22 protein-coding genes and 1 riboswitch are annotated in these 21,007 nt (G+C 41.4%); of the genes, 11 read left to right on the forward strand and 11 right to left on the reverse strand.

Annotated elements, in window-relative coordinates:
- Positions 1 to 175: 175 nt before the first annotated feature.
- The 3 genes from ABRT01_RS08630 (at position 176) to ABRT01_RS08640 (ending at position 1,624) form a co-directional block, all read left to right on the forward strand.
- Positions 176 to 592: a YwqH-like family protein gene (locus tag ABRT01_RS08630; RefSeq protein ID WP_269410413.1), complete on the forward strand. Its 417-nt coding sequence runs from the start codon at positions 176 to 178 to the stop codon at positions 590 to 592.
- 7 nt (positions 593 to 599) lie between these two features.
- Entirely contained in the window at positions 600 to 878 is a 279-nt protein-coding gene (locus ABRT01_RS08635; RefSeq protein WP_269410412.1) for a DUF5344 family protein, read from the forward strand.
- Between the two features lie 137 nt (positions 879 to 1,015).
- Entirely contained in the window at positions 1,016 to 1,624 is a 609-nt protein-coding gene (locus ABRT01_RS08640; RefSeq protein ID WP_269412620.1) for a methionine biosynthesis protein MetW, read from the forward strand.
- 441 nt (positions 1,625 to 2,065) lie between these two features.
- On the opposite strand, the gene ABRT01_RS08645 is transcribed toward ABRT01_RS08640, so the two are convergent.
- Both ABRT01_RS08645 and ABRT01_RS08650 read right to left on the reverse strand, forming a co-directional pair.
- Positions 2,066 to 2,851 carry an HAD family hydrolase gene (locus tag ABRT01_RS08645; RefSeq protein ID WP_269410411.1) on the reverse strand — a complete coding sequence of 262 codons (786 nt, stop codon included), beginning with the start codon at positions 2,849 to 2,851 and terminating at the stop codon, positions 2,066 to 2,068.
- A gap of 369 nt (positions 2,852 to 3,220) precedes the next feature.
- A complete protein-coding gene (locus ABRT01_RS08650) occupies positions 3,221 to 3,364 on the reverse strand; it encodes a hypothetical protein (RefSeq protein WP_269410410.1) in 144 nt (47 codons plus the stop codon).
- Positions 3,365 to 3,551: 187 nt separating this feature from the next.
- Between ABRT01_RS08650 and ABRT01_RS08655 the strand changes: the two genes are divergently transcribed.
- Positions 3,552 to 3,749, forward strand: coding sequence for an aspartyl-phosphate phosphatase Spo0E family protein (locus ABRT01_RS08655; RefSeq protein WP_269410409.1), 198 nt, complete (start codon positions 3,552 to 3,554; stop codon positions 3,747 to 3,749).
- Positions 3,750 to 4,024: 275 nt separating this feature from the next.
- On the opposite strand, the gene ABRT01_RS08660 is transcribed toward ABRT01_RS08655, so the two are convergent.
- Both ABRT01_RS08660 and ABRT01_RS08665 read right to left on the reverse strand, forming a co-directional pair.
- Positions 4,025 to 5,629 carry a Na/Pi cotransporter family protein gene (locus tag ABRT01_RS08660; RefSeq protein ID WP_269410408.1) on the reverse strand — a complete coding sequence of 535 codons (1,605 nt, stop codon included), beginning with the start codon at positions 5,627 to 5,629 and terminating at the stop codon, positions 4,025 to 4,027.
- 369 nt (positions 5,630 to 5,998) lie between these two features.
- Positions 5,999 to 6,637 carry a phosphate signaling complex PhoU family protein gene (locus ABRT01_RS08665; RefSeq protein ID WP_269410407.1) on the reverse strand — a complete coding sequence of 213 codons (639 nt, stop codon included), beginning with the start codon at positions 6,635 to 6,637 and terminating at the stop codon, positions 5,999 to 6,001.
- Between the two features lie 433 nt (positions 6,638 to 7,070).
- Between ABRT01_RS08665 and ABRT01_RS08670 the strand changes: the two genes are divergently transcribed.
- Positions 7,071 to 7,844: an HAD family hydrolase gene (locus ABRT01_RS08670; protein WP_269410406.1), complete on the forward strand. Its 774-nt coding sequence runs from the start codon at positions 7,071 to 7,073 to the stop codon at positions 7,842 to 7,844.
- A 136-nt stretch (positions 7,845 to 7,980) separates the two neighbouring features.
- Here ABRT01_RS08670 and ABRT01_RS08675 read toward each other — a convergent pair whose 3' ends face one another.
- Entirely contained in the window at positions 7,981 to 8,583 is a 603-nt protein-coding gene (locus tag ABRT01_RS08675) for a DUF2238 domain-containing protein (RefSeq protein WP_269410405.1), read from the reverse strand.
- A 302-nt stretch (positions 8,584 to 8,885) separates the two neighbouring features.
- Here ABRT01_RS08675 and ABRT01_RS08680 point away from each other — a divergent pair, with 302 nt between their 5' ends.
- Genes ABRT01_RS08680 through ABRT01_RS08690 form a run of 3 tightly spaced genes read left to right on the forward strand, consistent with a single transcriptional unit; the run spans position 8,886 to position 12,519 of the window.
- Positions 8,886 to 11,207: a xanthine dehydrogenase family protein molybdopterin-binding subunit gene (locus ABRT01_RS08680; RefSeq protein WP_367746817.1), complete on the forward strand. Its 2,322-nt coding sequence runs from the start codon at positions 8,886 to 8,888 to the stop codon at positions 11,205 to 11,207.
- A complete protein-coding gene (locus ABRT01_RS08685; protein ID WP_367746818.1) occupies positions 11,204 to 12,055 on the forward strand; it encodes an FAD binding domain-containing protein in 852 nt (283 codons plus the stop codon). Before ABRT01_RS08680 ends, ABRT01_RS08685 begins: the two co-directional genes overlap by 4 nt.
- A complete protein-coding gene (locus ABRT01_RS08690; protein WP_367746819.1) occupies positions 12,052 to 12,519 on the forward strand; it encodes a (2Fe-2S)-binding protein in 468 nt (155 codons plus the stop codon). The genes ABRT01_RS08685 and ABRT01_RS08690 overlap by 4 nt, the downstream gene beginning before the upstream one ends.
- 182 nt (positions 12,520 to 12,701) lie before the next feature.
- Here the strand turns inward: ABRT01_RS08690 and ABRT01_RS08695 are convergent, their stop codons facing one another.
- The 3 genes from ABRT01_RS08695 to ABRT01_RS08705 all read right to left on the reverse strand — a co-directional run bounded on the left by ABRT01_RS08695 (position 12,702) and on the right by ABRT01_RS08705 (position 14,359).
- Positions 12,702 to 13,358, reverse strand: a complete 657-nt coding sequence (locus tag ABRT01_RS08695; RefSeq protein WP_367746820.1) for an HAD family hydrolase — start codon at positions 13,356 to 13,358, stop codon at positions 12,702 to 12,704.
- 210 nt (positions 13,359 to 13,568) lie between these two features.
- Positions 13,569 to 13,781: a DUF2187 family protein gene (locus ABRT01_RS08700; protein WP_367746821.1), complete on the reverse strand. Its 213-nt coding sequence runs from the start codon at positions 13,779 to 13,781 to the stop codon at positions 13,569 to 13,571.
- A 41-nt stretch (positions 13,782 to 13,822) separates the two neighbouring features.
- Positions 13,823 to 14,359 carry a MerR family transcriptional regulator gene (locus tag ABRT01_RS08705; protein ID WP_367746822.1) on the reverse strand — a complete coding sequence of 179 codons (537 nt, stop codon included), beginning with the start codon at positions 14,357 to 14,359 and terminating at the stop codon, positions 13,823 to 13,825.
- A gap of 379 nt (positions 14,360 to 14,738) precedes the next feature.
- Here ABRT01_RS08705 and ABRT01_RS08710 point away from each other — a divergent pair, with 379 nt between their 5' ends.
- Positions 14,739 to 15,569, forward strand: a complete 831-nt coding sequence (locus ABRT01_RS08710; protein ID WP_367746823.1) for a sulfurtransferase — start codon at positions 14,739 to 14,741, stop codon at positions 15,567 to 15,569.
- Positions 15,570 to 15,573: 4 nt separating this feature from the next.
- A complete protein-coding gene (locus ABRT01_RS08715; RefSeq protein WP_367746824.1) occupies positions 15,574 to 15,960 on the forward strand; it encodes a hypothetical protein in 387 nt (128 codons plus the stop codon).
- 214 nt (positions 15,961 to 16,174) lie between these two features.
- Here ABRT01_RS08715 and ABRT01_RS08720 read toward each other — a convergent pair whose 3' ends face one another.
- From ABRT01_RS08720 to ABRT01_RS08730, 3 genes are all read right to left on the reverse strand, one after another.
- Complete coding sequence (locus ABRT01_RS08720) at positions 16,175 to 17,284, reverse strand: 5-methyltetrahydropteroyltriglutamate--homocysteine S-methyltransferase (protein ID WP_367746825.1); 1,110 nt, start codon at positions 17,282 to 17,284, stop codon at positions 16,175 to 16,177.
- Between the two features lie 158 nt (positions 17,285 to 17,442).
- A riboswitch (SAM riboswitch) is annotated at positions 17,443 to 17,546 on the reverse strand.
- Between the two features lie 153 nt (positions 17,547 to 17,699).
- Positions 17,700 to 19,433, reverse strand: coding sequence for a GMC family oxidoreductase (locus ABRT01_RS08725; RefSeq protein WP_367746826.1), 1,734 nt, complete (start codon positions 19,431 to 19,433; stop codon positions 17,700 to 17,702).
- Between the two features lie 24 nt (positions 19,434 to 19,457).
- Positions 19,458 to 20,297, reverse strand: coding sequence for a gluconate 2-dehydrogenase subunit 3 family protein (locus ABRT01_RS08730; protein WP_367746827.1), 840 nt, complete (start codon positions 20,295 to 20,297; stop codon positions 19,458 to 19,460).
- A gap of 328 nt (positions 20,298 to 20,625) precedes the next feature.
- On the opposite strand from ABRT01_RS08730, the gene ABRT01_RS08735 reads away from it, so the two are divergent.
- Positions 20,626 to 20,976, forward strand: coding sequence for a hypothetical protein (locus ABRT01_RS08735; RefSeq protein ID WP_269410393.1), 351 nt, complete (start codon positions 20,626 to 20,628; stop codon positions 20,974 to 20,976).
- Positions 20,977 to 21,007: the final 31 nt, after the last annotated feature.

Here is a 21,007-nt window from a genome sequence, read left to right on the forward strand (position 1 = left end):
CAATAGTTTTCCCTGTTTTCGCACATGAAAAACACTTGAATAAATGAGGCTTAATGCCTAATTTATTTGAACTAAAAAACAGTACGTTCTACCCCTGTTGCCTAGGGTGATAATACCATATAATGTGTAGATGGCTGAGAAATAATTCTACTTTAAGATTTAAGCAGATCAGGCGGTGAAACAAGAAATGAATGATACAATTGATATGCAAATCACAACCCTTCAGAGCACCATTTACTCCATGAATCAACAACTTATCCAAAAACGTGACGAATTAGAACGGTTAAAAACAACGCATCTACAACTTGAAGATTATCAAGAGGAATTCCAGGTCAATCAACGGTACTGCCTCGACCCGGACTTGTCGAGGCGTACGTGGAATGGGCAACAGGCAAATCAATTTGATGGGTTCCGAAACGGTGAAATTAAGGCAACGTATAAATCCATCCCGGATCAGCAACTAGATCATATCATTTTCCTGTTAACGGATAAAATTGAGGAAATACGCGCATCAATTGGCGATATGGAAAGTGATTATGCATCCAAAAACAGACTGTTAAGTGATTTGCGGTCACAGCGAAGGGGGAGTTAAGTAATCCATGGGTACAGAAGTAAAGATTAGTTTTGCGGACGTGGAGCAGACACTAAATGAAATGGAGTCATCGGGTCAAGCCTTGGAATCGATCCATGTTATGATTGCGGATGATAATCAACTTGATATGGCCGATAAACTGAATACGATTAATCAAGCGCTGGATGATATCATCGGATCCTATCAGTCATTGTTGCTTAACAATAAAGAGGCTACAATTCGGTCGGTGCAAACGATGCAGAAAACGGATGAAAAGGCAGCAGATGCAATACAATTTTCTGATTAAATAGAGCTGAATACTCTGTAAAATGGAAGTAATATTGCAGGGATTTTTACCGGAATTCCTTTTGAAAGCGAAATGAATGAAAGGATGTGCTTATAATCTGTGGGCATCAATGGCATACTGCAAAAAGACCCAGATCTATCAGAGAGTACTATTATGATAAATTGCTGCACGTCAAGACAGGAGAAAGTAAGAACGTTGCATATCCCGATTCACCTTATCACTACCCATATGAACCGACACCCTATGACGCACTTGATACATTATTTACCAATTATTCGATAAAGGCTGGCAGTCAGGTAGTGGATTTTGGATGCGGAAAAGGTCGTTTGAATTTTTATCTGCATTATTTTCAAGAATTAGCTGTAAAAGGAATTGAAATGGATCAGGATTTACTAAAAGGTGCGTCTGACAATCTAAGAAGCTATTTGCATAATACAAAAAATCAACAGCAACCAATTGAATTTATTAATTGTCTGGCGGAAGAATATCGAATTGTCCCGGAAGATACCTATTTTTATTTTTTTAACCCTTTTTCCATCCAGATTTTCCGGAAAGTTGTCGATCATATTTTGGTATCGGTTGCCGAAACTGATAGGGACGCTGAACTCATTTTGTATTATCCAGACGAAAAATATATCGATTTTTTGGAAAGTGAAACAATGTTCACCTTGAAGCAGGAGATTATTGTGCCAGGGTTATACGACTGGGACCTGGATGAACGGTTTTTGGTTTATGATTTGATATAAGGAGATATTTAACAACGGGAAAAACTTTTTTGACGGGAAAGAATCGACAACAATAATAGCTATTTCCCGGGAAATATCGACAGCAAATATTCCACAACAGTTGTATCTAATCACAGCGACATACTTTTTCCAAAAACAAAGAAGCCGAAACTGGAATTCCAGTTTCGGCTTATCTTATTGAAAGACGGTCTACCGCAGTGAGTGTTACTGTGGTATTTTTTACCTTGTCGCAACATATACACCTTTTTATCCTAGCACACTCCTTATGCGTTCAGGTGGCGCTGAGGGATTATTTTTTCTTAATGCTGCCTGACCCTCTTGATGGGGTCTAGTCTATTCGGCCGCTTCATGTTGGTCTCATGAGGCGGTCGTTATTATTTTATGGATCTCTACCGTTATTATACCACGATTTTAACAAATGTACACGTTCGTTTTTCTTATTTACCTAACCAAACCCAATTGCTTCAATCCATTAAAAATTCCGGAATTCTCCACCGTTGTTGTTCTGCGGTTTGCATATTGCGATAAAGCTGGGCTGGCATTTCCCATAGCGAAGCCCTCTCCAACGGTTTGCAGCATTTCTTTATCATTCATCCCATCCCCAAAGGCAATCGCACTTTCTTTGGGAATATCCAAACGTTTGAGTACACGCTTAACCGCTTCTCCTTTGTTGACGGTTTTGCGAATAATGTCATAGCAATGTTCGACACCAGTTATGTTTACTTGGGAAAGGTGGATATTAGCATCAAATTCATAATGGATAACGTCCGCTGGATTCATGTTAATGATGGTTGCGCCAAGCACCCGGTTCATTATTTCGCTGGTGAAACGCTCGTTTTTGTGCATTTGGAATGTTTCGATGAATTGGTTGACTTCTGGTGTATCCAGAGCTGTATAATAATTTTTTTCGCTAGTATATAACACGAGTTCTTGTCCACGATCACTTGCAATCTGCAAAAATGTCGCAATCGTATCTGGATTCATGGGCTCGTCAATAATGGACTGGTTTTTGTAGATGGCGTGTGCACCGTTGTAACCAATAAATGAGGTAATACCAAGTTCATCGGCCAGCTCAGAAAGTTCATGGATTGGTCTTCCGGTTGCGAGAAAAACCTCAATGCCCTTTTCTTTAAGCTGGGTAATCGCATCTTTGGTTGATGCCGTGTAGGTATGGTCTGGTTTTAATATCGTCCCATCGATGTCGAGAAAAAGTACCTGGTAGGTCATGTTGTTCTCCTTTTACTGCGAATGATTGTTATATTAAGTCTATCACATTTTTGGGACAGGGGCACGGTTTCTGATGATGGATGATTGGATAGGGGGGAGCATATCGTATTTTATTACTGAGAATGAATGTCATTTATTTATGCTTTCACTTTTGAATTTTGTTTTTTAACATAATCGCTTTAAAAACTGCATCACAATCTCTAAAGGCACATGCTTATGGCGTGGAATAAATAATGTTCCTTATGTTTAATTACCATATTCAATGGGTAAATAACATTGAACACAGGTTTGGAGTTTTGTTTTTCGATGGATGCCCACCTTCAACCCATGGGCATCCAATTTTTTATTTTAGTGGCTCTGGGACAGAACTTAACAAGATACTGTCGATTTTTCTTCATTACGTTTTTCCTGGACAATCCATTTAAGGAATTCTTCTTCATTATTTGTAAGCTTTCTATTTAATTTGCTTTCGAACTCCTTGGATAATTTTATATACAAGATGACTGGTTCCATCAAGCCACCCCCTGATAGTAGATATGTCCCCATTGTATCAAAATTTCAGAAAGATTATATCGTCATAACTCAATTGTAATGAAAATGTAATAATGAAGCTTTTGGTAATTTAGTATGGAATGTGTTTACTTTCATACTAAAGTCCTATAAACTAAATAATATATATCATGGGTTGGGGGTATTTTAATTGTATATACATAAAAATTTACAGGAGTCAATCCATATAAAAAGAAGACAAATGATTGATTTAGCTTATGAAAAGGGATTTACCCATGAAGAGACAGTGAAATGCAGCCAGGAGTTAGATGATCTATTGAATTTATACAGAAATTATTTGTTAACTGGGCAGGGGCAACATTGGAAACTATTAAATCATTATATCTGATAATTAATTTCCTTTCCATGTATGCGATTGTCGTATGTTTCACGGTTTACATAGGTATTTTTAACTAAAATTAATTGTTCAGGTGGGTAATGAGGCTGGGTAGTAGTTTCTGAAAATGTAGAATTATTTACGGATGAAAGGCAAATGAAGAAGCATGTTTTGAAAAGGTTGAATCAAAACATGCTTGAATTTTGCAAGAATGTGGGAGAATTATTTCTAGGCAATCATGATATAGATAGTATTAGTTGGAGATGTCATCGGAATAGCCACTCTCCCTAAATCAAACCAAGTACGGTGCGCGAGATGTTCATGGTGTGATGGTAAACTTGCATGAGCTGGTTGATGATATCCAGGTAGACGGCGCTGATGTCCGGATTGTGTTCCTGTTTGGTGATCAGGTTGTTGAAGTGCTCAAATTTGGCATCTTTTTCAAACTGGTTGACGGCCGACTGGGATTGGATATTCTTTCGCGCCTTTTTTAGATCGTCTTCCTTAAATGCCTGTAATGAATCAGTATAGGATTGTTCAATATATCCAAGCAATTCGGTTAGTTGTCCCTGGTCTTTTTCACTTAATGCAATGTTTTTCTCACTAACTTTTTCTGCTTTGCTAATAAACCGAATCACAATATCCCCGATATGTTCAATATCATTTAAAATGTTCAACAATTTGACTTCCTCATTTGACTGGCTGCTCGACAAATCAAGCTGACCAACTTTTAGTAAATATTGCTGTATTTTGATGTAGGAAGCATCAATCGCTTGTTCGACCCGATCGATGTCGTCTTTCGTAACCGTGCCGTCGATATAACCTTTCAACTGATTAATCATATTTTCCCGAACCATGTCAGCCAACCGGAAAATTTCCTGTTTACTACTAATCAAAGCCTCCTCGGGTACAGTCAATAAGCTCTCATTGAGATAGATTTGAAAATTGGGTGCAGTTGCAGTTTGCTGTTGCGGGAAAAACCGTTTAAACAATGTCGCAATCCAGGGCAGAAATGGGAAAAATAACATGGCAATCGCAATGTTAAACGCCGTATGAAAATGAGCAATCTGCCGTGCTGGGTTACCAGGCAAATAATGAATCCAATCGGTGATAAAGGCTAACAATGACATAGCGATAACCACACCGATACCTTTAAATAAAAAATAAAATAGTGCAAGTTTCTTTCCTTCCAGTTGGGAGGCAAGGCTAGAAATGACGACTGGCAATGTTGCCCCAACGTTGGCACCAAGGACGAGTGGTAATACATCCGGTAGGGTCAGTACGTCTGATGTTACAAAGGCAATCCCGATAATAATCATTGCAGCACTGCTATGCATTAGGGCGGTAAAAATCATGCCAATTATTGCAAATAGAATTGGATTTTGTGAAAGAGTGACCAGAAAATGTAAAACAGCATCCTTTTCACTTAACGGTTCCAAGGAAGATGTGATGACGCCAATCCCAAAGAAAATAAAGCCAATACTGAGTGCTATTTGGCCAATCGATTTCCATATATTCTTGTTCAAAAACATGATAAAAACTGCACCAAGAAAAATGAAAATCGATGCATAGCGTGCCACATCAAACGTTAAAATCTGCACAGTAAGCGTCGTTCCTATCGCTGATCCAAGCACAATGCCGAATGCTTGCGACAGGGTAATGATGGAGCTGCTCACTAGTCCAACGACAAGAATGTTCGTAACGGTGCTGCTTTGTAAGAAAAATGTCACACTAATTCCGCTTAAAATGCCTTTCCATCGAGTATTAGTCATGGCAGCAAGGGATTTTCGCATTTTGGATGCGCCCACCTTTTGCAGGCCGTTGCTGAGCAGGTGCGTACCATAAAGGAAAATTCCCAAGCCACCAAAAAAGCCTAATATACATGTAAGCATAAGGATTCCTCTTTCTATTTTATTGTGCGTTTGTTGTAGGGCGGGGGTGTCGAATGAGTTTTATTTGGTAGCAGATGGGAGGTATCTGGTGTTGGATTGTGTGTTATTTCGGATTTAGCAGCGTTGTCTCCCGAGTAAGTGAGTTTGTGTCCCGACATAGCATGGTTTTCTCCCGAGTGGACGACCTTGTGTCCCGACATAACGGGGTTTTCTCCCGAGTAGACGACCTTGTGTCCCGACATAACGTATTTGTCTCCCGGGTTAGCAAGACTCTCTCCCGACTTGACAAGTTCCTGTCCCACGATTGGTGTACCCTCCACCGCTCTTATGTTGTTCATCCCCCACCCAACAACCATGATGTACACTAATTCATTGGTAAACCTCAATCGCATCCTTATACGTCCGCGCTGCATTCACCAGATGGTCGCCGATTCGTTCCAGAAAACGGCTGACAATTACCATTTTTAACTTACTTTCAGTCAACTGCTTCTCTTCATTAATCAAATGAACCAAACCTTTGTATGTCTGTTTATTTAGGTGATTCACATATGCATCGTGTGTAATGACGGATTGAAGCTTTTCGGCATTATTGTCTTGAATGCCTGCGGTGAGCCACGATATCATATCTTTTTCGTAATCAAAAAAAGACCGGATCATAGGCCGGAGAATGTTGGTATCAATCACATCACTGATTGTTACGATATTGGTTAACTGATCGCCAATTCGCTCCAGTTCGCGAATAATCCGGCTTACCGAGAATAACCATTTAATTTCCGATGTGTTCAGTTGTTCCAGCGAAATTATTTCAAGGATGTATTTTTCAATCTTCTTTTCATCAGTATCTATCTCATTCTCAATTTCAAAAATAAACGCTTTGTTTTCGCTTGTCGGTTTGAGCAAATACGCATCAAACTGCACCATCATTTGTTGCAGATTATCCAGAATTTCCAATACAAGTTGCTGGATTTGCTGCCGTTTGTGATCGTAATAATTTTGTCGGATGAGCATATTTTCACCTCCTTGGATGAACCGCCTGTATCCTTTGGAAAATAATTGCGGATGTCATTTTGCTGTTATCTTTCCAGCATATTAACTATGATCAAAAAATATGATCCACAAAGTTCTTTTATAGGAGCAAGTGTTTGACTCGATCGATTTTGGTTGCATCTAGGCCGATCAACTTTTATGTGTTCTCGATCAACTTTGGGCATGAGTCGCTCAACTTTTATGTGTTCTCGATCAACTTTGGGCATGAGTCGCTCAACTTTCATGTATTCTCGATCAACTTTAAGCCAGAGTCGCTCAACTTTCATACGCCTCGATCGACTTTGCGCTCTGGTCATTATTAATCTGGAGAATTCTATATCAAAGGTCGTAAATGATCTGTAGCGAGCATATAATCAATAGATGGTTTTTGTTACAACGTATAGGTGGTGATTCGATGGTTCCATATCGTTTATTGGCGCTGGATTTGGATGGTACACTACTTACTGATGATAAGCGGATTTCACCGACAGATAGGAAATGGATAGGGCGGGCGACCGATGCGGGGGTTATGGTTATTATAGCCAGTGGCCGGGGGAGACAGTCTGTGAGAGCATTTAGAAAAGAGTTAGGTTTACATACTCCCATGGTGTTAGTAAATGGCGGTGAGGTCTGGGGGAGATCGGGTGAGTTGCTGGAACGATCAATTATTCCAAGAAAAGATATACGTACATTGAAGGAGATTGCCGAACATTATGGAGCGGATTATTGGGGATGCGACGTAAACGGTCTCGTTCGACGCCACCATTGGACGGAAAAAATGGGCTCCAGGAACTGGTTGAAGTTTGGTATTCGGGATCCGTATGTACAGGTTTTGGATAGAGTGAAAAAGCGAATTTGCAGTCTACATGGGCTTAGCATGACTAGTTCCGCTCTAAATGTTATTGAGGTTGGGGTGAAGGGAAAATCAAAAGCAACAGGTGTCAGAAAGGTTTGCGAGCATGTGGGAATAAAGATGGAAGAAGTGATGGCTATTGGGGATAATTGGAATGATTTCCCATTAATCAGGGCTGCCGGTTTTGGTGTGGCAATGGGAAATGCAATACCGCAATTAAAAGATGTTGCCAAGGCAGTGACGGATTCCAATGAACAGAGTGGGGTTGGAAAGGCGATTGAGAAATATTTACTTAGGGGAGATGTTCAAAAAACCGGAGAAAATGGGAATCGCTGATAAGTTTATCTGGTTACTTTTTGTGAGGAAGCGGCCGGGTACTTCCTCACTTTCCAAATTCAAAATGATCTTTCCATTCTGTGGTTATCGCAAAACTTCCTGAATAGTTTCTTGGAAAGGTGACCATATGAATGACCTATTTATGATTGGTGGGAATTGATTGACGCTTCCTTTTCAGCTTCACTTTTGTTCGAATCCCCGCATAGCCTGCAATGATCAATGAGCTAATCATACCGGCAATCAGGTCTGTCATCGTATCAAAGTTACCGCCGCCCTGCATTGTCGTTTGAAAGAGCTGATCACAGGTGAACTCATAAATTTCCCATAAAACCCCACCGAGTGCAGAGAATCCGAGTATAAACAGAAATACAAACCAGGGTGAAATAGCATTGCCGGCATTACGACGAATAAGCCGTTCATATAAGGCGATGGCAGTAAAAGCGAGCACTCCACCGCTGATAAAATGAATGAATGTATCCCACCAGCCGAGTCCATACCATTCCCGGATGGTACCGAGATACTGTGAGCCAAATAAGAAAACAAGATAAGAAATAACGAGGGGAAGATGAAATTTGAGCTTGAAAAACAGAGCCAACAGCAAAGGGATGGCACCACAAACTGCTCCGCCAACACCTACCAAGGCTTTTTTCATTTCTCCGCTATTGAAGTAATACACCGCCAGAAACGCCATGAAAATGGTAAATATCAGACATATTGCAATGACAATTTTACGTTTCAATCTATCACCTCAAAAACTTACAACTAGCTGTTACAAATCCGCTCATTTTGGTGTTCCCTTTTATATATGTACTATAACTTGCCCTATTTAACTGGATACATGCCTTTTTAAAAATATAATTCTGGGTTAATATCCGCGCTTAGGTCCATACAGCCGGTCGATAGTCTATACCTCTTAATGGATCCATTCCATTCACTTCAACCAAATCCCCGTGTCACGCTTTTAACCCGGGTATAGTTTCTTTGTTTTGACAAATAATGAAATTGGTTAATGAATATTTGTCAAAAGGGAGTATTGCAACGATGATTGGAAAGAGTGTAAAAAGAAAAGAGGGTGTCAACAAGGTTACCGGTAGGGCGCAATATACGGGTGATTTTTCAGCGTCGGGGATGTTGCATGCCAAATTACTGACAAGTCCTTATGCTCATGCAAAGATAAAATCAATCAATATAACAGAAGCAAAAAAATGTCCTGGTGTGCGGGCAGTTGTAATTGGCGAGGATTATCCGGTTTTGACGGGATCGGCCATTGCGGATCGCCCTATTTTGGCATTGGGAAAAGTCCGCTATTTTGGCGAGCCGGTTGCTGTTGTTGTAGCGGATAGTGAGCATGAAGCACAACTTGCCTGTACGAAAATTCAGGTGGCGTATGAACCCTATCCGGTCATTAATTCGGTTCAGGAAGCAGTCGCGGGAATGCGCCCGTACGTTCATGAAGAATTGATGCACTATACAAGGGGAAAAGAGGTCAGGCCGGATCCAGATCGTAATATATCAAATCATGTCAAGGTTCGCAAAGGTGATATTGATGAGGGACGGGACCTAAGTGAGGTGACAGTTGAAACAGAAGTATCCCTGCCGCAAACGGATCATGCGGCAATGGAAACGCGTACCGTTCGCGCGGAAATTTTACCAAACGGGGAAGTGCATATCCATACATCCAGTCAGGCGCCGTTTATGGTGAAACAGGATATTAGTAAATATTTTTCCTTAAATGAAGATAAAGTGGTTGTTCACACGCCATTGGTAGGGGGCGGATTCGGTGGGAAGGCTGCGATTCAGCTAGAATTTATTGCATATGTAGCTTCTAAGGCGGTTGGCGGTAAGTTGGTGAAAATTGCAAACACAAGAGAGGAAGATTTGATCAGTTCTCCTGTACGTATTGGCATGAGCGCCAATGTGAAACTTGGGGCAAAGCAAACGGGAAAATTAATGATGGCGGAAATTACCTTTTTATTTGACTCAGGTGCATATGTCGATGAAGCGTCCGACATTACTACCACTGCGGCATTGAATTGTACAGGTCCTTACAAGATTGATCATGTATGGTGTGACTCCTTATGTGTCTACACGAATCATCCTTATTCCACGTCAAGCAGGGGGTATGGGCATGGAGAACTCGCATTTGCTATTGATCGTGCCTTAGATATGCTTGCAGAAAAATTACACATCGACCCCATTGAATTAAGAATGATGAATATGATCAAACCAGGCGATACCACACCGACCCAAGCACCCTTGACAAAAAGTAATATCGGTAATACGGCCAAATGCTTAGAGCGTGTCAAGCAATTAATCAATTGGGAAGAAGGGCAGGTTGTTCCGGTATCTGACCGTATGGTGAGGGCAAAAGGGGTCAGTTGTTTATGGAAAACCTCCATGTCCCCAACAGATGCAACAGCTGGTGCAATCATTACCTTTAACGAGGATGGCAGCATGAATTTGAATGTTGGTGTTGTGGAAATTGGTCAAGGAACCAAAACCACGTTAACCCAATTGCTTGCGGAAAGTATGCAGGTAGATGAAAGTAAAATCCATGTCATGATGGAGGTTGATACCCAGACAAGCCCATGCCATTGGAAAACAGTAGCAAGTACGGCAATATACATGGTCGGTAACGCGGTGTTAGAGGCAGCCGAGGATGTGAAACGGCAATTAAAAATCATCGCATCCCACGCTTTACGTTGCAAGCCAGAGGATCTTGATGTCGCAGAAGCCAGGGTGTTTGTAAAAAGTAACCCGGACATCAATGTGAATGTGAAAGATGTGGCCCATGGGTATAAATATGATAATGGAAACGCGGTTGGCGGCATGGTGGTTGGACGTGGCGGCTTCATTATGAACCACCTAACCAAAGTCAATCAGCAAACGGGACAAGGGATTCCCGGACCCGCTTGGACGGTTGGTGCACAGGCAGTAGAAGTAGAGTTTGATACGAAAACATTTTCCTATAAAATCAGTAAGGCAGTATCGGTCATTGATGCCGGAAAAATATTGAACCCAAAAGGTGCCCGTGGACAAGTGACCGGTTCGATGATCATGGGATTAAGCTGGGCCAATCGTGAACAAATCGTGGTTAATGACAATGGCAACATCGAAACGAACCAATTTCGCACGTACAAAACCTTACGCTACGAGGAACAACCCGAATATATCGTGGAGTTTTTGGATACTCCACAGCTCGATGCCCCATATGGTGCGCGGCCGGTTGCGGAACATGGAATCATTGGCATGCCGGCAGCACTGGGGAATAGTTTGTCGGCAGCTGCAGGAGTTCCATTGAATCAATTGCCACTTGTTCCGGAATACATTTGGCAGCAGAAAAAGGAGGCGGGGAACCTTTGATTGCGGTAGATTTTGAATATTATCAGGCTTTTTCTATAACAGAGGCTGTCGGGATGTTCCAGAGATTACGCAATGAGGGAAAATCGCCCATCTTTTTCAATGGTGGAACAGAAATTATCACCATGATGCGTATGAATAAGGATTACATGGATACAAGAGCTGTGATAGATCTGAAGACTATCCCGGAATGCTCCGTTTTGGAATTCCAGGATGACCACTTGGTGATTGGTTCGGCCATTCCTCTGGCGCAACTGGAGGAACTGCGCATTTTTCCATTATTGAGGAAAAACTGCAGCCGGATAGCTGATCACACGTCACGAGAAAAGATTACAATCGGCGGCAATATTTGTGGAAACATTAAATATAAGGAAGCAATCTTACCGTTATTATTAACTGACTGTGATTTAGTAGTTGCTGGGAAATCAGGAGTGAAGCAAATTCCGATTAATCAAACGTTTGATCAACAGGTAAATCTCGATCCCGGTTCATTTATTGTCCAGATCCTGGTAGATAAGCAATGGATTGATTTGCCGTTTGTCAGTAAAAAAATGACTAGAATTGGCCGAATTGGGTATCCCCTGTTTACTGTTTCCGGAATACAGAAAGAAGGTCAGGTACGATTTGCGTTTAGTGGTTTGTGTGAATTTCCGTTTCGTTCAAGTGATGTGGAGGAAACCCTAAATAGGTCAGACCAGTCGCTGGAGAAGCGGATTACCGAGGCGATCAGCCAGCTCCCCGCACCACTCCTGGATGATATATACGGATCCGCAGCCTATCGAGCGTTTGTGTTACGTCATGTATTGGAAGAATCGCTATTGGAGTTGAAAGGGGATGGCAACGGGCGATGAAGGTAACGGTTGAATTAACGATTAATAATGAAACAAAAAGCGTTCACGTTAGGCCTGCGGATACGTTGTTAAACACATTGCGGGATGAACTTGGATTGACAGGAACCAAACCCGGTTGTGAGAATGGCGATTGCGGGGCTTGTACGATCCTTGTTGATGGCAGACCCATGAAATCTTGTTTGATGTTGACTGTTGAAGCGGTTGGCCATCACATCACAACGATTGAGGGATTGAAAGATACCCCGATTCAGCAAGCATTTATCGAGAAATTCGCCTTTCAATGCGGATACTGTACGTCAGGATTTTTAATGAACTGTTATGCATTGGCTGAACTTCATCCTAATGCCGATGATTATCAAATTAAAAATTGGTTGCAATCCAATATCTGCCGGTGTACCGGATATGAGGAAATCAAGGAAGCGATCACGTCGGTGTTGGAGGCAAAAAGAGATGCCTCGGGGTGAGGTAATGGCTGTTTATAGTGGTGTGAGGGAGATTTGGTGGGAAGTGCTTCGATAATTCGAGGCCTTTTCTTTTTTATGGTATTCTGCGAGGACAACCATATAATGCGAACTTATTCGTGTCGATATTTCCTGGGAAAGTTCATCATTTCCCGGGAAATATCGACAGTTTTTTAATTTGCCCATTATGCAGTAATAGTTTCCAATAATTCTTTTAAAGTAATGTCTGACATCGATGTTATTCGGTGTTCTACCTGGCAGAATTCCATGGCTTCGGTTACTTCATTAGGTACGATGACGCAGCTCATGCCTGCTTTTTTTGCGGCGATTGCTCCATTTGCCGAATCCTCAAAAACGAGACATTCACCAACTTCCAACCCTAAACAGCTGGCGGCTTGTAAATATAATTCCGGGTCCGGCTTGACATGTTCCACATCATCTGACGTTTTAATGCAATCAAAGTAATCAATTAGATTTAGGTTTTGCAAGTGGTTGGAAACCCATTTATAGTTAGAGCTTGATGCCAATCCAACCTTCAAATCAAGTGTTTTTGCTTCTTTTAAATATTCCTCTACTCCAGATCGGGCACTTTCATTTGTTAATTGTTCATGGAATAAAGTATTAAATTGGGTTTCAAGTTCCTTCTGATTCAGTTTATTGCCGGTTTGTTCGCACAAATATTCAAATGGCTTAAATCCTGTATATGTTCCGATTTCTTGTTGCCAACGTTTTAGCGACAGCTCGGCTCCATGTTTGGCAAAAATATCACTTAGCAGTCTATACTCGACGGTTTCTGTATCAAAAATCAAACCATCAAAATCAAAAATCACACCTTTTATCATATATCTGTTCCCCTCTGTAATGAATAATCTAGGGTCATTATATACACAAAGCACTTAAACATTCAAATAGGGAAAGAACGAGGGTTTGGGATTGCCATCGATCAGATATTTAATGGAACGATTATAGTCAGTCGAGTACTATTTCCAGGTCCATCATATCATCGAAAAAACGGACAAGGCAGTCACTACGCCTTTGTCCGTTTATGCGAATTATTTCTTATCAACAACCCGGTACTTATGATGTGCAACAACCGTATTCGGATATCCAAACGGTAGTTTTTTCAGGTTGTTCAGTGATTCAATATCTACAATGATACTTTTTTTGCAGCTAGAAGGTAATACTACTCCCTTCATAATAAAATCGTTTTTCTTGAATTCCACAATATCACCAGGTTTGGCTTTTTTCTTGTCAGGTGTAAACAACTCAATTCTCCTCCTAAGTATTGTCCATTCATCAATAAGCATTAATGAAACAAGCGCGCAAATGATGCTTTGCTCGTCTCATAATTATTGGATGCAATTTCCCGTTTTAATGTCGCAATCTCTTGCTTTAGCTCGTTTATATCCTCAACTTGCTTTTCCAACTTTTTAATCCGTTTCAGTTGTTTGCGTTGTTGTTCTTGCAGTTCATGGATGATTTTTTCTTGGTTTGTAACGTTGGATACAGTTTTTCCAATGGTTTGCATGATTGTTAACATATTTTCCTTGTCATTACCATGATCCAGTGTTGTCTGTGTTTCTTTCATTGCATGATTCTGATTGGTTGGAAGTGCGTAATTGGCCAACATGATTTTTATTTGTGCATTTTCATAGTTTTTGGCTTTCCATTTTTTTATACGTTTTAACACGTCAACAGCATCGGGGTAGTAATAAGTGGCGTCTCTTTCCTCCGTTTTCGGGATATAAACATCAAAATCCTCAATCCAATTCGCTGCCGTATATAGTGAGATTCCGACCATACGGCTTAGGCTTCTTATGCTCAACAATTCCAATGTTTTCACCGTCTACTTTCTTTATCAGTATTGAAGTGCCGTTTTCCATTTCCGACGCTACATGTTTATCATAAAAGAAGAAGTTGGGATGAATATGTGATAAATGTGGAAAAAGTTAGGGATGGATCATACCATCTGATATTAGCGGTTATCCGTTATCTATTCCAAAACGTCTGCAACTGAAACTAGACCAGTTGTTATTTAAGATTTTGAAAATGATTGTTCAGTGATTGCCTCCCACTAGATAATTAAAATATCTTCAAAATGTTCTTGTTTACAGAGAGACCTTTCAATCTTTTCGCAAAAATGCTACTCCAAGTATTGTATTCCGATGAATTTAGTGGTATTTTAATTGTAGGCAAAGTAATTTATCAAAGGAGGTTTTTTGATGACTGTGAATAAAGCACTTGTTACAACGGAGTGGGTGGCAGAACATAAGGATGATGACAAGGTCCAACTGGTGGAAGTGGACGTTGATAATAGCGCGTATGAATCTGGTCATATTGAAGGCGCAATCGCATGGAACTGGACGACCCAGTTAAATGATCAGGTTCGTCGTGATATTTTAAACAAAGAGCAGTTTGAGGAATTACTTGGAAACTCTGGCATCACCCCTGACACATTAATTGTATTGTACGGTGATAATAACAACTGGTTCGCAGCATATGCATACTGGCAGTTGAAAATTTTTGGTCACGAACAAGTCAAATTATTGGATGGCGGCCGGGTAAAATGGGAGCTTGAAGAACGCCCATATGTAACAACTGAACCTAATGTAACCCCTGTAAAATATGAGGCGAAAAATCCAGATCTGTCTGTTCGTGCGCTTCAACCTGAAGTATTAGCTGCAGTAAAGGATGGCAACGTAGCGCTTGTAGATGTCCGCAGTCCACAAGAATTTAGCGGTGAAGTTATTGCGCCACCAGGAATGACCGAAACAGCTCAACGCGGTGGACATATACCAGGAGCTGCCAATGTGCCATGGAAACAAGCTACGAATGAGGATGGTACGTTTAAATCTCCAGAGGAATTAAAAGAATTATATGGAACAAAAGGAATTACTTCCGATAAAGATGTTATCACCTATTGCCGAATTGGTGAACGTTCTGCTCACACATGGTTTGCCCTTCACGAGTTACTTGGCTTTGACAACGTCCGCAACTATGACGGCTCCTGGACCGAATGGGGAAGCATGGTTGGCGTACCGGTTGAGAGGTAAAGCAATGGCGGTAGAAACCATTCGTGTGAGTGACGTTCCAATCATAAAACAGCTATTCTCAAAAGCGCTAAAGGATGGACAGCTTGAAAAACTACCAATCTATTTGGATGCATCTGTGTTAGATTCCTATAAAGAAAAGGACGATTATAAAATCATTCGAACCGATACGTCTGGACGAATTTCCAAAACCGGTGGCTGGTCCTTGGACTTTGGAATTAGTGACGATGATGTGATTCTTCAGGTTACTGCAGAAAGTTTTGTCCACAGGATTCCAGATAAGGAAAAGGAACAATGGCTGGCTCATCTGGTGTCATTGCCAACTAGCCAAAACTTTATCAAAGGTGTCATTCGTCCCGGTTGTTTGGACGATGGAGCAATACGTTCCTGGTAGGATCATCCCCCCCAAGCATCAAGGGGGGATGTTTGTTTTTGTTTCTTTTGATAGCTGAAAATATGAAACAGTCATTGTATGCTCATTGCATGTTTTCAATAAAAAAGGAACTCCTCCATTAGGAAGTTCCTAATAAAAATCCAGACTATCCCCACAACACTACAGAGACCCTTGAATATCCTTAACCGAAGACATTTCGAGATTGTACCAATGATCAAAAACCCCATACTTCATTGGCGATCTCGACAATAAACTTCAGCTTCCTCCATTGATCTTCCTCAGTTAATTTATTTCCATGATGAGTTGAGGCAAATCCGCATTGTGTACTTAGAGCTAGTTGTTCAAGCGGTACATATTGTGATGCTTCCTCGATTCGTGCTTTAATCTTTTCCTTATCTTCCAGCTCACCAGATTTGGAAGTGACCAGGCCAAGTACAACCTGTGCCCCTCCATTTGGGATATATTCCAATGGTTTGAAATCACCGGAACGATCATCGTCATACTCTAAAAAGAATCCATTGACATTTTCTTTGGCAAATAATGTGGGTGCAATCCGTTTATAACTTCCTGCAAATGCCCAGTTAGATCGATAATTACCGCGACAGAGATGGGTTGTCACATACAAATCATCCGGTTTTCCTTCCAGTACGCCGTTAACAACCCGCAATGCCAAATCAATTAATTGTTCTCGATTAAATGTACCGTCATTGAACGGAATATCGGGTGACGAAAGACCGGCAATATACACATCGTCAAATTGTAAGTATCGTACACCAGCATCATAAAACGCCCGTAATGCATCCCGGTAGGTTTGAATAATATCATCTGCATATTCCTCTATATCCGGATAGATACTTTCATCGCGAATACCGGGATTGAATAATTGGTTAGGACTTGGAATCGTTTGTTTGGCAACTGCCCGGCCATCTACAATGTCATGAAACAAGGAAAAGTCTTTTAGAAACGGATGGTCCGGATTGAACGAGATCTTGCCAATGTTTCGTACATCATACTTTTCCGTTTCCTCCTCGCCGTGAAAAACGAATCCAGTTTCAGGAACATAGCCTTCTACACCATTTAAATGTTCCAGGAAATCTGTATGCCAGAAGCGGCGTCTGAACTCTCCGTCACTCACGGCTTTTAAACCGACCTCAATCTGCTTGTCAACAATGCGCTTGATTTCCTTCGTTTCTACCTCACGCAGTTGTTCAGCGGAGATGCTTCCTTCTTTGTATGCCTTCCTCGCCTGCTGCAAATTTTCTGGACGAAGCAAGCTGCCAACAAGATCAGCTTTAAATGGTGCTTTGGTTAATGTAATCGACATGTAATATACCCTCTTTCTTTTTTGTGATGGTTAAAATCAATAGGTTCAGCTATTCCTGCAACACCGCTCCTTTCTGTCTAGTTTACGCGGGGCCTTTATGGAATCAAAAAACCCCTTCTTGAATTAAGAAGAGGTTTCACGATCACAGTTGTTCGCTCTTCTTATCTTCAAGCATGACGCTTCTGGAATTGGCACAGTACTCTATACCGAGTCTGCTGCCGAGGCTTCCAAGGGCCAGTCCCTCCACCTCTCTGGATAAGAAAAAATTATATTAAATTATTAATATTTACGTTACACGTGACGATACTAAATGTCAAGGGATTTTTGAATGTTTACAAAAGTAACATACACTGACCCAAAGCCAATAAAATATATTCAATGGATCAAACAAGTAAAGTACTTATTCCCTTTTCTCCTAAGAAACTATTCCTCCTCCATTTTTTAAATACTGAATCATTCCCTCTGTCGCACGGTAAGCGAATGCGCCGATAGTAACGGTTGGATTGTAATTACTGTTATGCGGGAAGGAAGAGCCGCCTACAACGAATAGGTTTTCCATATCCCACATCTGTGAATACGTGTTGACTGCTGAATTATCCTTACTATCACCCATGATGGCGCCACCGAAGAAATGATCGGTATAAAATTTGTGGTCGAATTGCGTATCATCATCAATTTCATCGACATCCACGATATCGGCACCCATTTTTTCCACGATTTTTTTGGAAGTGTTAATACCGTGACGGGTGCGGCTGATATCATAGTCCTGGTATTCACAGGTTACTCTGAGCAGCGGATTGCCAAGATAATCGGTGTACGTTGGATCCAGGTCCATGTAGCTGTTCTTATTCGGCAAAAATGCGGTCTGTGGGGTCAGGAAGATATTGCGATTCGTGTAGTGCAATGAATTTTTCTTAAATTCCTTCCCCCAGATTGGTGTACCTTTTGGAACTTGGTTATTGGCAATCGGCCGCATTCCCGTCTGGAAGTAATGCACTTCATACCCATGTAGAAAATCGAGATCGGTATGGTCGATATTATCACCGCTAAAGTCATCAATCGTCGTACCCAGGGCACCTGCACCGGCATACAAATTGAATTTTTTATCTTCAAAGAAGCCGCGGGTACCGACATAGGTAGAGAGATTGGAAAAATGGCCGGTGAAGTTTTTGCCGATGATACCTTTTCCAGTTTTAGGATTGTATGGTTCGCCAATCTCAGATAATAATAATAACCGGTTATTGGTAAAAACAAATCCGGCAAGCACAACAATGTCAGCAGGTTGCTCGTATTCTTGACCGGTTGAGGTATCGGTATAAATGATCCCGTTAGCCCGGTTGCCGCTATGGGTAACCCGGGTGGCAGTGCATTGATTACGCAGTTCGTAATTGCCAGTCTTTTCGGCAGTTGCAAGTACAGTTACAATCGGATCCGCCTTCGCACCAAAGTCACAGCCATATTCCTCACAAAATGCACAATACATACAGGCGTTAATGGTTTCTCCGTCCGGGTTCGTGTACTGCTTGGTGACGTTGGCAGATGGTATGTGATAGGGATGATATCCGAGTTCTTTCGCGGCTTTTTTATACAGCCGGGTAACCGCGGTCTCCTGCATCGGCGGATTCGGATATTTATCTGAACGCTTGGGCCCGATTGGGTTTTCTTCTCCGGATATACCGGCAGTTTTTTCGAATTTGTCGTAATACGGTTCCAATTCGTCATAGGTAATGCCCCAGTCCTGAATGGTCATATCTTTGGGGATTTTATCCTTGCCGTAGCGATCCACCGTTTTACTGTAAATCTCAAAATCATATGGCAACCAGCGGAAACTAATGCCATTCCAATGTACACCTGCCCCTCCAGTGTCTGTGCCGATGCGGGCGTGACTATTGTTGCGCACGGGCAATGCTGTATCGTTTATACTACTTCTCGAGGTAATGGTGTCCTTATTTAATTTCTGCATCAAATCATAGCGGATGGAATATTTTAATTCATCCTTGGTACCAACAAAATCATCTTGCTTTTTGTTCTCTCCGCGTTCTAACACGACAACTTGGTAACCTGCTTTGGAAAGTTCTGCAGCGGCAATACCACCTGCCCAACCAGAGCCAACGATAACTGCATCCACTTTATCGAGTTTTTGGACCATATTCTCTCCTCCTTGTCATGTTGATTAATGTCCTTGATATTGCTTTAGGCTCATTGGTTCGATTTTGTCGAATTTCTCGTTGCTAATAATATTAGTGTACGATGGCTGGGAACCAGGAAATTCCTTCATACGCCAGCCGTCCATGTTTTTGTTTCCGCCATATAGCGGGTCAGCGTAACACCCCTCTAATGTTGCTTGCCGTAACAAGGTGAAAAAATCAGCTGCAGAAACACCTTGCATCTTGACTTTGTTATGTTCAAAGTCCTGTAAAATTTCAATTTGCTGATCTTCATCAGCCTTATCAAATGTTGTATCGAAGCGTTTTTTACTTTCATCATTCATTTTTCGCAACCCATTGAGAAAAATCTGCCCGCGATCCAGCATAGACTGATCGGCCTGTCCTTCATTACTCCGATTTTTTTTCTGATAAATAAACGGGCGATGCCGGTAATCTCTGCCGTTAATGCCCCAAAGACCGGCTAGCTGATTATCAATAAAATAGGGTACACCAAGCTCGATTGCACCCGGCCCATTATCATCCTTGGGATAAATTCGTTCGACGGCCGCTTCCAATACCGTGAAGTCCCCGATGCGATGGAAAAATTGCCGCGCGTTTTGATAGTCAGCTGTATTTTCTTTCTTTGATTGTGTTTTTGGTGTTTTCGCTTCTTCGTTTGATGTGAACTGATTAGTCAAAAAGCCGCCAAGTAATCCCCCGCCAATCACACCGCCAGCTACCATCCCGCTGTTTTTGAGAAAGCGGCGGCGACTGGGGTCATGTGTAACATCATCATGTTGGTCACCTGAATGATTTTCCGGATTGTCCTTTTTGGGATCCTGATCATTATCACGCTTATCTGTCATGATATATACCTCCTGCATTTTTTGTATACGGGTATTTTTACCAATGGGTGGGGAAATATACAGTTCTTAGAAGCATGTTCTTTCAAATTGCGGTGAATTACATTTTTGTAGGGGAAGAAATAGTGCATAGGTAGATTGCTAAAATTACGGGGTTTATCAGCGACTTTGTCAATATATCCCGGTATATTGACATTTTAAACATCTCTTTTTGCATGTGGAAATAGATGCTTTTGTGAAATAGTAGTGTGTCTTTACAACCTATGAAATTTCCCCCTGGCGGATCGGAAATATGTTACACTAAGTAAAAGAATAAAAGAAGGTGAACCGGTTGGAAAAAGAAGACAAAATCATTGGAATGTTGGAGTCTATTGCAGAAAGGCTCGATGGCATGGATAAACGATTTGATCGTACGGATGAGCGAATGGATGGGTTTGACCAAACACTGAAAATGCAAGGGGAAACACTAAAAGAACATGGACAGATTTTGCGTGCTTTACAGTCCGGGCAAGCGTATTTAAAAGCGGAAATTGACGGTATGAAAATTGCAAATGCAAAGGAATTTGGTTCTTTGAAAGAGGCGTTGGATGACCATGCCGCAAAATTGGAACTTGTGCGGGATGACACCTGGGCAAACAAAGTCGACATTCATCGTATCAAGACAACCATGGGTATGAAATAAGATAACTACAAGATTACTTCACAAATAAGAC

The sequence above is a fragment of the Lentibacillus sp. L22 genome (assembly GCF_040812445.1).
Lineage (GTDB): Bacteria > Bacillota > Bacilli > Bacillales > Amphibacillaceae > Lentibacillus_C > Lentibacillus_C daqui.

Bases quoted from the DNA above. Each gene is read 5' to 3' on its own strand.
- ABRT01_RS08730 (WP_367746827.1), bottom strand. From the start codon at position 20,297: ATGACAGATAAGCGTGATAATGATCAGGATCCCAAAAAGGACAATCCG.
- ABRT01_RS08670 (WP_269410406.1), top strand. From the start codon at position 7,071: ATGGTTCCATATCGTTTATTGGCGCTGGATTTGGATGGTACACTACTT.
- ABRT01_RS08650 (WP_269410410.1), bottom strand. From the start codon at position 3,364: ATGGAACCAGTCATCTTGTATATAAAATTATCCAAGGAGTTCGAAAGC.
- ABRT01_RS08635 (WP_269410412.1), top strand. From the start codon at position 600: ATGGGTACAGAAGTAAAGATTAGTTTTGCGGACGTGGAGCAGACACTA.
- ABRT01_RS08645 (WP_269410411.1), bottom strand. From the start codon at position 2,851: ATGACCTACCAGGTACTTTTTCTCGACATCGATGGGACGATATTAAAA.
- ABRT01_RS08715 (WP_367746824.1), top strand. From the start codon at position 15,574: ATGGCGGTAGAAACCATTCGTGTGAGTGACGTTCCAATCATAAAACAG.
- ABRT01_RS08665 (WP_269410407.1), bottom strand. From the start codon at position 6,637: ATGCTCATCCGACAAAATTATTACGATCACAAACGGCAGCAAATCCAG.
- ABRT01_RS08720 (WP_367746825.1), bottom strand. From the start codon at position 17,284: ATGTCGATTACATTAACCAAAGCACCATTTAAAGCTGATCTTGTTGGC.
- ABRT01_RS08710 (WP_367746823.1), top strand. From the start codon at position 14,739: ATGACTGTGAATAAAGCACTTGTTACAACGGAGTGGGTGGCAGAACAT.
- ABRT01_RS08725 (WP_367746826.1), bottom strand. From the start codon at position 19,433: ATGGTCCAAAAACTCGATAAAGTGGATGCAGTTATCGTTGGCTCTGGT.
- ABRT01_RS08680 (WP_367746817.1), top strand. From the start codon at position 8,886: ATGATTGGAAAGAGTGTAAAAAGAAAAGAGGGTGTCAACAAGGTTACC.
- ABRT01_RS08695 (WP_367746820.1), bottom strand. From the start codon at position 13,358: ATGATAAAAGGTGTGATTTTTGATTTTGATGGTTTGATTTTTGATACA.
- ABRT01_RS08690 (WP_367746819.1), top strand. From the start codon at position 12,052: ATGAAGGTAACGGTTGAATTAACGATTAATAATGAAACAAAAAGCGTT.
- ABRT01_RS08660 (WP_269410408.1), bottom strand. From the start codon at position 5,629: ATGCTTACATGTATATTAGGCTTTTTTGGTGGCTTGGGAATTTTCCTT.